Below are 10347 nucleotides of genomic sequence, written 5' to 3'. Positions count from 1 at the left end.
ACACTGGGCTATCTAACACCTGTAGAATTTAAACAGCAGACCTTATAATTTTTGTCCAGTTTAGTGTGGACAATCCAAGATAGCTAAGAAATGTTTAGCTATCTTCTTTTTTTATAGGTTGTTCGAAAGGAAGCTGCTTTAAGGCCAGCCCGCTGAAGTGATGAAGAGGAACCCATCAGAGCGTGCAAATAGATCTTGGGAATATATTAGTAAACCACTCCACAGCGAGTGGTTTTTTTATTTATAAGGCCTTATCTGCCTAAATTATGGTATTGTATTAATATTCATAATTGTTTGCAGGAAAAGAGTTGGGGGATATGTCAAGCAGGCTCATGCAGGGAGCTTTTATTTTGACAGTTGGTTCAGTGCTTTCAAAGGTTCTTGGGGTTTTGTATGTGATTCCGTTTAATATGCTGCTTGGGGCAGAGGGGGCAGGCTTGTATTCCTATTCATATGTCCCTTATTCGATTTTTATCAGCATTTCGACAGCAGGAATCCCGCTGGCCCTGTCTAAAAGCATCTCGAAATATAATTACTTAGAGGAATATAGGGTTAGTCAGCAATTATTTCGTGCCAGCGTGAAATTAATGCTTATCACTGGAATCCTTTCCTTTCTAGCGATGTACAGCTTAGCCCCATTCCTTGCTAGCATCAGCAGCTATGGCGGAAGGGGATTTGCCGCAGAGGATATAACGACAGTCATGAGGGCGGTCAGCTTTGCGCTCATCATCATCCCTTGCATGAGTGTCTTTAGAGGTTACTTTCAAGGTCATTCTGACATGAAACCTACGGCTATATCACAGGTTATAGAGCAGCTTGTCCGAATTGGCTTCCTCTTGGCTGGGGCTTATGTTGTCATTAAGGTATTGGGTGGGAGTATTGTGACGGCTGTAAGTGTGGCGACCTTTGCTGCAGCGGTTGGTGCTGCAGGAGGCTCCTTTGTGCTATGGAGGTATTGGAAGAAAGATCAGGGTATTAGGGCAGAACGATTGAGAAGAGACCGGGGAACCTTTCAAATTAAAACACTTCCATTGTTCAAGGAAATACTCGTAAGTTCATTTCCCTTCGTCATGGTTGGGATATCTATGTCGATGTACCAGCTGGTTGATAACCTCACCTTTACAAGAGCAATGGCTTCCATCGGACAAGGAAAAGAAGCCATTCAATCCGCAGTTGGAATCTTGATCTTTACCACTCAGAAGCTGGTCTTGATTCCTAACACATTAGCGACTTCTTTATCCATTGCTTTAATTCCAGTCATAACGAGTGCGTACATGAAGAGAGACTCAAGCTTGTTCCAGAGGCATTTAACTCAATCCTTTCAGGGGCTGTTCTTCATCATAATTCCTGCTGTGATGGGCATGAGCGTGTTGGCGAGCCCGCTCTACACGGCCTTTTACGGTTTCAGTGAATTAGGCACTGAGGTACTGGCAGCATACGCGCCAGTCGCCATTCTTTTCGCTTTATTTTCGGTGACAGCAGCCGTTCTGCAAGGTACGAACTATCAAAAGTACACGGTACTGAGCTTACTGACCGGCTTTTTATGCAAGCTTACCTTCAATATTCCGCTTATTCAGCTGTTTGAGACAAGGGGAGCAGTTTATGCAACGGCTTTCGGCTATTTGGTTACATGCTTTCTTAATTTGTATTTTATCCGTTATTTTACTGGATATCGTTATCACCTTTTGGTGAAGCGCGGTGTGGGCATATTGATTTTATCTTGCATTATGTATGTGGCTGTGCTGGCACTAGAAAATTTATTAGGTATAGCCATCAACCCGGAAAAACGTTTCGGTTCGATTCTAACTGTGATCATATGTGCGGGAATAGGAGCGGGCCTGTATGGTTATTTAGCCTATCGAACAGGTCTCCTGAATAAAGTTTTTGATGGAAAGATAGATGGGGTAATCGAGAAATTCCGGCTGTATAGAAAGCAAAGCAGATAATAAGATACTTTGTTGGGTATTTATCCCAATTAAGAAAAGGGTTATAATTATTCTGTAAATACGGGTATTCAATATACTTTAAGAAAGTATTTTTTGCCGAATTAGTTCAGGATCCTTTGCCGAGATGCTGTAAAAGCAGAGGATAGGGTTACGGAAGATTTGGTTGCATAATTGAAATCATAATGGTTAAGGCGGAGTGAGTACGGATTCATAGCTCATTGAGGTGTCCTTTAATGAATGAAGGGGAGGATTTACATGAGTAATAAGCTATCAATAATACAATCTCAAGACCTGCTAGCCATCTTAGAAGAACGTTTCAAGAAAAACATGCACCGGCATGAAGGGGCCGAATGGACGGTCGTCCGAGAGAAGCTTGAAGCAAATTCGGACAAGCTTTGGTCCCTGTACAGGATGGAAGAAAGCGGCGGAGAACCGGATATCATTGCAAATGATCAGCAGGCAGGAGAATATATCTTTTGTGATTGTTCAGCAGAGAGCCCTAAAGGCCGGAGAAGTGTATGCTATGATCGCGAAGCGTTAAATGCGAGAAAGAAAAATAAACCTGAAACAAGTGCCATGGATATGGCTGCTGACATGGGGATTGAAATTCTTACAGAAGGACAGTATCGCCAGCTGCAGAGGCTTGGGGAGTTCGATTTGAAAACATCGAGCTGGGTGAAGACGCCGCCGTTCATTCGTCAACGCGGCGGGGCCATTTTCTGTGACCGGCGCTATGATACTGTCTTTATGTATCATAATGGGGCAGATTCTTATTATGCTGCCAGAGGATTTAGAGGCCTATTAAAGGTATGAAAGATTGGCTCTGATAGTACATCAGGGTCTTTTTTTTATGCTCAAAAGGACGTAAAATGCTAAAAAGTTTACTATTTACCAAATAAGGGTAATGTTATTTATCGCTTTTTCTAGTTAGCAAGCTACTGAGAGAAAGACTTTATGTAATTGACAGAAAGGAACATTTGATGAAGAACGTATCAAACGTATTTTGGATTACTGTTGCTCTTGTACTGGCAGCCGTGGTGTTTGGTGTTGCAGCACCGGCTAGCTTTGAGGAAGCTACGGCAAATTTACAAGCATTTCTGACCAGTTCCTTTGGCTGGTATTATCTTCTTTTAGTGACGATTATAGTTATGTTTTGCGTATTTCTTATTTTTAGCCCAGTTGGCACCATTAAGCTTGGTAAGGCTGATGAGAAGCCGGAGTTTTCAAACGCTTCCTGGTTTGCGATGTTGTTCAGTGCCGGTATGGGAATTGGTCTTGTGTTTTGGGGAGCAGCTGAGCCCCTATCTCATTTTATGACTCCTCCTTTGGCAGAGGGTGGAACACCGGAGGCACAAAAAGAAGCATTGCGATATACCTTCTTCCATTGGGGCTTACATGGGTGGGGGATTTATGCATTAGTAGCGCTTGCTCTGGCCTATTTTCAGTTCCGAAAAAATGAGCCGGGTTTAATTTCTTCTACTCTAAAGCCAATCCTGGGAAAGAGCATGAATGGACCTTTAGGAACGCTGGTTGATGTATTAGCCGTCTTTGCAACTGTCATTGGGGTTGCGACTACATTAGGGTTTGGGGCTGCACAAATTAATGGCGGATTATCTTATTTGTTTGATATTCCGAATAACTTTACTGTCCAATCTATTATTGTTGCAGTCGTGACTGTATTGTTTATCCTTTCTGCCTGGTCCGGACTAGGGAAGGGCATCAAATATTTGAGCAATACAAATATGATTTTGGCTATCATACTCTTTGTTTTAATGTTCATTCTTGGCCCTGCCGTGCTCATTATGAATATGTTCACGGACTCACTCGGAGGATATATCCAAAACATTGTCCAAATGAGTTTTCGGATTGCCCCTTTGAATGGAGAACATCGTACATGGATTAATAATTGGACCATCTTTTATTGGGCATGGTGGATCTCGTGGTCCCCTTTTGTCGGGATATTCATCGCGCGTGTATCAAGAGGCCGGACTATCCGTGAATTTATGATTGGTGTCTTATTGATGCCATCTCTTGTCAGCTTTTTATGGTTTTCTGTTTTTGGTACTTCAGCGATTGAGGTACAGAAGGCAGGAAATATTGATTTGTCAAGCATCGCAACAGAAGAGGTCTTGTTCGCGATACTAGGGGAGTTCCCATGGTCAACCATTCTATCGATAGTGGTCATTACCCTTGTTTCGACATTTTTCATTACATCAGCCGATTCAGCGACCTTTGTGCTGGGCATGCAATCGACCTATGGATCTCTTACGCCGCCAAATTCTGTTAAAGTCGTATGGGGGATTGCTCAATCTGCCATCGCGTTGATTCTTTTGTATAGCGGCGGGCTGCAGGCCTTGCAGAATTCATTGATAGTAGCAGCTTTGCCATTTTCAATCATTCTCCTGCTGATGATGTTATCACTCTATCGATCGTTGGCGCAGGAGAAAAAAGACCTGGGCTTATACTTTAAACCGAAGAGACCGAAGGAGAAAAAGATAGAGGAGCGGGCTTAATGCCGCTCCTTATTTTTGTTCTTCTCAAAGGGCTGTCATCATAATAAAAGCTTTCGTGCGGATCAATTGCTTTATCCTCCTATGGTAACAGGGCAAAAGGAGGAACTTGTATGTCTTCATTTCAATATTCGTCTTCGTTGTTCTTGATATGATTTTCTAATGATAAGAAATACCAGTTTAAAAGGAATATCGTCATTCTTTGTCGAATGTCAGTATGAAAGGTTTGAATATGAGCTTGTAGGTGATATATAGGTGTTTAAGCCATAGATACTCACTTTATCATGAACATTCATGATAACCTCTATTTTCGATAGGAGATATCTATATTAGCAGAAACCCTTATTCGAGAAGGAAACTGAAACGGAAATCTGCTAGAATCCCGCTATTTTTCGATTGAGTATGATGTTATTAAACATGATTAAGGGGCAGGAGAGGGGGGCTGCAATAAAATGAGCAATGCACTCTACATATTATATGCCATATTATTAGGTGTTTTAGCTTTTATAACCGGAGAGATTGTCACCTTTGTCATGCTGGGATTCATCCTTCTGAGCCTGACCAATATCCATACGACTCTTAAGAAAATATATCTTCAAAATGAAAGGAATTCTGAGGTCAAAGAAAAATAGCAAATTTAGGGGGATTGAGAATTGAGATTTACGCTTAAAGGCCATGAATTGAGCAAGATTCATGATATGAAAAAATTGATGTTGATGTTGTCTCAGGCATGCTTGGATGAGCTGCAGAAAGAGGGAGATAAGAAGATTCAAATAACGACCTCTCACTGCTTGATTATCGCAGATAAATTACATATGAACGAACCAGATGCGGATGATCTGACCTTATTGGAACGGTCTGTTTGGGAAGCAGAGGATTCCTTATTCCCCATTATTAATGAGGGGAATGTGACCAATCTAAGTGGAATGATTCTGCTTAGAAATGTGAAAATCATTCCGTTTGCCGCACCTGACAAGATCATCGAAATTGATTCCTATGCTCTTTATACAGATCACATTATGGGCTTTAGCATTGCTGAAGGAGAGTAGTATTCTATGTGGAAACAGAGATTAATTGAGACTTCGAGGGGCTGCTTCGAAATCTTTATAAGCGGGAGCGGGGAGGCTCTTTGTGTCACACACTTATACAGTGAATTTAATGAGCGAGGCTATTATTTTGCAGATGCCTTTACGGAGAATTTCACTGTGTATTTGGTCAATTTAAAGGAAGCGGGCAATTCATGCAAAGCGGATACTGCAGCCGAATTAAGTATGACAGAGACGGCAATGGATTTAGAGGCTATCAGGATTGCGCTTGGTTTGGAGCAGTGGGGATTTGCCGGTCATTCTACTGGCGGTATGCTGGGTTTGGTTTACGCCATTTTGTTCCAGGATTCTATTTCCAAGCTAATGATAGGAGGAGCGGCTGCTTCAAGGAGGTACATGGAACATGAAGCTAGCATGTATTGCCCCAAAAACCCGCTTAATAGAAGATTGAAAGAGATCTTTGCGATATTGGATTCGCCGGATGCCACCTTTGAGGAGAAAAGGGCGGCAAACCAAGAATGGACCGATATGTCGCTTTATCATCCGTCAAAAAGGGATGAGTATTTTAACAAGCCTTCTAGCGGCAGGGTTGTGTGGAAGAGGCTAGATTATTATTCCTTTAAGGAATTGCCGAATTTTGATATTGAAGAGAATCTCGGACTTATTTCCACACCAACCATTGTATATGGCGGAAGGTATGATGCCCAGTGTCCCTTTGTATTTTCAGAGGAAATATATGAAGGCATCAGAAATGCAAGGCTGTTTGTGTTTGAGGAGAGCAATCATGTTCCCTATTTAGAGGAGAAGGAGAAATTTGCGAGTATGATAGAAGATTTCAGTTCACTAGCGTATTTTTAGATAACAAATGGAGGAACTAACCAGATGGGGGATAGCAAGATGATTGAATTTAAGCCAATTGACCGAACCAATTACAATGAGTGTCTGGAATTAAAAGTAGCTGAGGAGCAGAAGAACTTTGTCGCGCCCAATATAGATTCCCTCGTCCAAGCAGCTTATGAGCCGGATTTCTATCCAATAGGTATCTATGAGGGAGGGAAGATGGTCGGATTTATTTTATATGATTTTGATTATGAATTAAATGGCTGGTCCATGAGCCGCTTCATGGTTGATGAGAAATACCAGAACAAAGGGATTGGGAATGCGGCTTTGAAGGCATTCGTCGATTTTTTCACCTGTAAACATGGCCGCCTGCCGCTCTATACGAGTGCGGAAGTAGACAATACTGTCGCCATTACCTTGTATGAGAAATATGGTTTCGAGAGGCAGGAAGTGTTTGGGTATGAGTCTGGTGGCAGAACATACAGGGAAATTCGATTGAAGCTACAATTGTAATAGGTTAAAGAAAGGGATGCTCTGTCAATAATCATACAGGGCATCCCTTTCTCATAAAACTGCAGGAAATTCGTCAAAAATCATATTGAGCTTCTTGTTCCTCACGAATCTTTGCGAAGGTTTTTGACAGGACAATCGTATCTTCCACTAATCGTTCTATCCGAAATAATACATCATCATTGGTTATTTCCTTTCGATGAAAGTCTTTCTCTTCAATGAATACATATGTCTGTACTATTTCCGCTTTCATATAAGCGAGGATTGGTTTTAGCTGCTGCTCTGCAACAAGATAATGCTTTGGTGAGCCAGCAGTCACAATCATGCTGACTACCTTGTCCCGAAAAGCTTGAACTGGCAGCAAGTCAAAAATGTTTTTGAGTGTGGCAGGTAATGACGCCTGGAAGATTGGCGTGCCAATAATGAGTACATCTGCCTCCATTATCGTTTTGGTAACAAAGCCTGTGTCACCTTCATAATCTAGGTAATTCCGGCCGTCGCTGAACTGTATGTCGTATTTTGCTAGGTCAATTAATGTTACATCGACATCAGGATATTGTTTCTTTAAGAGGTCTATTGCTGTATTTAATGCTGTCAGTGTTTTTGAACCGATTCGAGAACCGGATAATGCAACTGCCTTCATTTTGATTCCTCCTTACTTCTGCGCTGTATACTTCCGGATGGCTGGCAAAATTTTAGTGCCAATCAAGTCAAGGTTTTTCTTAATCTGATCGAATGGCATTCCCCCGAAGTCAATTTGGGCAATATAGCGTTGATGTCCAAATACTTCATGCTGATAGAGAATTTTCTCGATAATTTCTTCTGGGCTGCCAATATTCATGATATTGTGCGGATCAGCTCCTTGGGCAAATAACTGCTTCGCAAACCCTCTGCCATTTGTTTTCTTCATTCCTTCGTTAATATGTGGATATAATTCTCTTAAGGCTTGCTGGGATGATTCTGCTGCATAGAAGAAACCAGCCGTCGCCACCGGCAGTTCGTCCGGATTGAATCCATTGCTTCTTGCTGCCTCGCGGTAGGCATCAATAGTATTCTTGAATATGGATGCGGGTCCTCCTAAATGAGCCATGAACATCGGTACACCTGCATACCCAGCTTTAATGGCACTCGCTGGTGTACCGCCAACAGCGCGCCAAATCGGTATTTTTCCATCCTTCGGTCGCGGGAGGACTTGTGCATGTCTTAGTGGAGCACGGTAGTTCCCACTCCAGTTAACCATTTCTTCTTTATTGATTTGAAGAAGAAGCTCGAATTTCTCCTCAAATAATTCCTCATAATCCCGGATATCGTAACCCAATAAATCGAATAATCCTACCCTGGAGGCGCGACCAGCAACAATTTCTGCTCGACCGTTGGATATTAAATCGATTGTTGCGAAATCTTCATATACCCGTACAGGGTCAGAGGTGCTGATAATGGTCGAAGAACTGGCAATTTTAATATTTTTTGTCGCCTGCGCAATGGCACCGAGAATAACCGAATGAGCCTGTGATGCAAAATATTCCTGGTGGCTTTCTCCGACACTGAAAAAGTCAATTCCGGCTTCATCGGCTAGCTTCGCATATTCAATGATTTCTTGTACACGTTCTTGAGCAGAAATCCTTTCGCCTGTTAGCGGATTAGGAAGATGATCGCCCAATGTATAAATGCCAAACTCTAATCCTTTAGACGGATCTATTCTGTATTGTTTCATTCAAATCTCACCTTCTTTTAGATTTTCAGATTTTAATCTAAATCTTCTAATATATTCAGTATGAAGGGCAGATTAGAATAATGGAAGTACGCACTTTAAAGTGTTATACTATCCAAAATGATACTAAGGGAGATGACAGTCTTCATGGAGATTGAGCCTAAGTTATGCAAGGTAGAAGATGCTCTTGGAATACTTGTCGGGAAATGGAAGCCAATTATTCTATTGAACTTAATGAAAGAGGGAACCCAACGATTTAGTGAATTGCAGAGGAATCTCCCGGGTATTACCCAAAAAATGCTCACAAAGCAACTCCGTGAACTAGAGGATGAAGATATCATTAAACGTGTTGTTTATCCGCAGGTTCCTCCAAAAGTAGAATATTCTATCACAGAATATGGGAAAACGATTGAACCCATCTTGGCGGACATGCATGAGTGGGGAATGAAGCATACACAACATAAGCAGCAAAAGGCACAGAGAGAAGTAAAGTCAGTTTCATTCTAAATCGAAGAGATATAGGTAAGAGGAAAGGCATGAATCCAACCGGGTTGATGCCGTTTTTCCGTGACTATCCATTTCAATAATGGAGGAAAACATCTATTCCTTCCGATAAGGAATTTAAAGAACCGGCTGTCCTGTTTGGTTGGTGGAATATGCTTAAAATTGAGCTGGTTGTGCATTTATGATTCAAAAGCTCGGCTAAGTATTTACTGAATTTGGCCCCACGACATGCCCACAATCATGCCTGCTATTACGAAAAGGGGGCTTTCACAGGGTCTCAATCCTTTATCATGGGAGATGAACAACAAACTAATTATATTATGGTGAACGAGCGTTTATAAATTGATTAGGTGGTGGTTTAGGATGTATGTACCGAAAATGTTTAACGTTACTGATCTAGACGAGATTCATGCCTTTATTGAAGCAAATTCCTTTGCAACACTTGTCACGACAGAAAAGGGAAGACCGATCGCGACGCACTTGCCATTGGAAATAAAGAAGCAGGGCGAGGATTATTATCTTACAGGGCATCTTGCTTACGGTAATCGTCAGTGGAGAACTTTCGAAACAGAGGTACTCGCCATCTTTCAAGGGCCAGATGCCTATATCTCTTCTTCCTGGTATGAACAGGAGGAAGTGCCGACATGGAATTACCAAGCCGTGCATGTGTATGGGCAGGCAACGATCATCGAGAAGAAGGAATTAATCGAGGATCTTACCCTTATGCTTAAAAAATATGAAGAAAACCGGGAGCACCCAGTATTATGGGAAACCCTTCCATCGGAGCTTCTTGAAAAGGAGCTTAAGGGAATTGTCGGGTTTAAGATAAAGGTAAACGAAATTCAAGCAGCCTATAAATTAAGTCAAAACCGAAACGAAAAGGATTTTAGAAATATTATTGAACAGCTTCGCTTTGAGAAGAGCAATCCGAAGTCAGAGCAAATCGCTAAAGAGATGGATAAAAAGCTGGAGTCTTAATCAAATAGACAGAAGCAAAGTATCAAGAGCTGATATGTTCAGCTCTATTTTTTTATTTCCGATAAATGGATGTTCGTGTGTTATAGTGGAAGAAAAAGGGATGAGGGGAATTTGAGAGTACTAGAAGGCGTGAAAAATTTCTTCTTGGATATCGGGGCTGCTGTCCATGGCTTTTTCTATGGGTTTTTAGTGATTGCTATCACTTCTGCGGTTATTGGATTGATTATTTATTTTGGCATAGTAGCCTATACGATATTTTATTAGTTTTTTCATGATGATATCTTCATGAAAAAGCAAAGGAG

General features: G+C 41.6%; 12 protein-coding genes. 10 read left to right on the top strand and 2 right to left on the bottom strand.

Annotation, left to right across the window (positions count from 1 at the left end):
* The first annotated feature begins 317 nt into the window (after positions 1-317).
* From CYL18_RS12980 to CYL18_RS12950, 7 genes are all read left to right on the top strand, one after another.
* Entirely contained in the window at positions 318-1946 is a 1629-nt protein-coding gene (locus tag CYL18_RS12980; RefSeq protein WP_104849940.1) for a putative polysaccharide biosynthesis protein, read from the top strand.
* A gap of 255 nt (positions 1947-2201) precedes the next feature.
* A complete protein-coding gene (locus tag CYL18_RS12975; RefSeq protein WP_201741282.1) occupies positions 2202-2759 on the top strand; it encodes a DUF4256 domain-containing protein in 558 nt (185 codons plus the stop codon).
* A 167-nt stretch (positions 2760-2926) separates the two neighbouring features.
* A complete protein-coding gene (locus CYL18_RS12970; protein WP_104849939.1) occupies positions 2927-4459 on the top strand; it encodes a glycine betaine uptake BCCT transporter in 1533 nt (510 codons plus the stop codon).
* Positions 4460-4908: 449 nt separating this feature from the next.
* Positions 4909-5088, top strand: coding sequence for a hypothetical protein (locus tag CYL18_RS12965; RefSeq protein WP_104849938.1), 180 nt, complete (start codon positions 4909-4911; stop codon positions 5086-5088).
* A gap of 21 nt (positions 5089-5109) precedes the next feature.
* A complete protein-coding gene (locus CYL18_RS12960) occupies positions 5110-5505 on the top strand; it encodes a hypothetical protein (protein ID WP_104849937.1) in 396 nt (131 codons plus the stop codon).
* A gap of 6 nt (positions 5506-5511) precedes the next feature.
* Entirely contained in the window at positions 5512-6360 is an 849-nt protein-coding gene (locus tag CYL18_RS12955) for an alpha/beta fold hydrolase (RefSeq protein ID WP_104849936.1), read from the top strand.
* 24 nt (positions 6361-6384) lie between these two features.
* Positions 6385-6855: a GNAT family N-acetyltransferase gene (locus CYL18_RS12950; protein ID WP_201741281.1), complete on the top strand. Its 471-nt coding sequence runs from the start codon at positions 6385-6387 to the stop codon at positions 6853-6855.
* 73 nt (positions 6856-6928) lie between these two features.
* Here the strand turns inward: CYL18_RS12950 and CYL18_RS12945 are convergent, their stop codons facing one another.
* Both CYL18_RS12945 and CYL18_RS12940 read right to left on the bottom strand, forming a co-directional pair.
* Positions 6929-7495 (bottom strand): NADPH-dependent FMN reductase, encoded by a 567-nt coding sequence (locus CYL18_RS12945; protein WP_104849935.1) that lies wholly within the window; start codon positions 7493-7495, stop codon positions 6929-6931.
* 12 nt (positions 7496-7507) lie between these two features.
* The gene (locus CYL18_RS12940; RefSeq protein WP_104849934.1) at positions 7508-8566 is read right to left on the bottom strand and encodes an LLM class flavin-dependent oxidoreductase; all 1059 of its coding nucleotides are present in this window, start codon (positions 8564-8566) and stop codon (positions 7508-7510) included.
* A gap of 144 nt (positions 8567-8710) precedes the next feature.
* On the opposite strand from CYL18_RS12940, the gene CYL18_RS12935 reads away from it, so the two are divergent.
* The 3 genes from CYL18_RS12935 (at position 8711) to CYL18_RS19285 (ending at position 10309) form a co-directional block, all read left to right on the top strand.
* Positions 8711-9070 (top strand): winged helix-turn-helix transcriptional regulator, encoded by a 360-nt coding sequence (locus CYL18_RS12935; RefSeq protein ID WP_104849933.1) that lies wholly within the window; start codon positions 8711-8713, stop codon positions 9068-9070.
* Positions 9071-9430: 360 nt separating this feature from the next.
* On the top strand, positions 9431-10045 hold the full coding sequence (locus CYL18_RS12930; protein WP_104849932.1) for an FMN-binding negative transcriptional regulator: 615 nt from the start codon (positions 9431-9433) through the stop codon (positions 10043-10045).
* A gap of 111 nt (positions 10046-10156) precedes the next feature.
* A complete protein-coding gene (locus tag CYL18_RS19285; protein WP_161497139.1) occupies positions 10157-10309 on the top strand; it encodes a hypothetical protein in 153 nt (50 codons plus the stop codon).
* The last annotated feature ends 38 nt before the right edge of the window (positions 10310-10347 follow it).

This window comes from Pradoshia eiseniae, from assembly GCF_002946355.1.
Lineage (GTDB): Bacteria > Bacillota > Bacilli > Bacillales > Pradoshiaceae > Pradoshia > Pradoshia eiseniae.
Note: the sequence above shows the minus strand (reverse complement) of the source record. Positions and strands in the feature narration are given on the sequence as shown.

Excerpts from the sequence above, each read along its gene's own strand:
- CYL18_RS12970 (WP_104849939.1), top strand. The coding sequence starts at position 2,927 with ATGAAGAACGTATCAAACGTATTTTGGATTACTGTTGCTCTTGTACTG.
- CYL18_RS12965 (WP_104849938.1), top strand. The coding sequence starts at position 4,909 with ATGAGCAATGCACTCTACATATTATATGCCATATTATTAGGTGTTTTA.
- CYL18_RS12975 (WP_201741282.1), top strand. The coding sequence starts at position 2,202 with ATGAGTAATAAGCTATCAATAATACAATCTCAAGACCTGCTAGCCATC.
- CYL18_RS12950 (WP_201741281.1), top strand. The coding sequence starts at position 6,385 with ATGGGGGATAGCAAGATGATTGAATTTAAGCCAATTGACCGAACCAAT.
- CYL18_RS12930 (WP_104849932.1), top strand. The coding sequence starts at position 9,431 with ATGTATGTACCGAAAATGTTTAACGTTACTGATCTAGACGAGATTCAT.
- CYL18_RS12935 (WP_104849933.1), top strand. The coding sequence starts at position 8,711 with ATGGAGATTGAGCCTAAGTTATGCAAGGTAGAAGATGCTCTTGGAATA.
- CYL18_RS12955 (WP_104849936.1), top strand. The coding sequence starts at position 5,512 with ATGTGGAAACAGAGATTAATTGAGACTTCGAGGGGCTGCTTCGAAATC.
- CYL18_RS12980 (WP_104849940.1), top strand. The coding sequence starts at position 318 with ATGTCAAGCAGGCTCATGCAGGGAGCTTTTATTTTGACAGTTGGTTCA.
- CYL18_RS12945 (WP_104849935.1), bottom strand. The coding sequence starts at position 7,495 with ATGAAGGCAGTTGCATTATCCGGTTCTCGAATCGGTTCAAAAACACTG.
- CYL18_RS12940 (WP_104849934.1), bottom strand. The coding sequence starts at position 8,566 with ATGAAACAATACAGAATAGATCCGTCTAAAGGATTAGAGTTTGGCATT.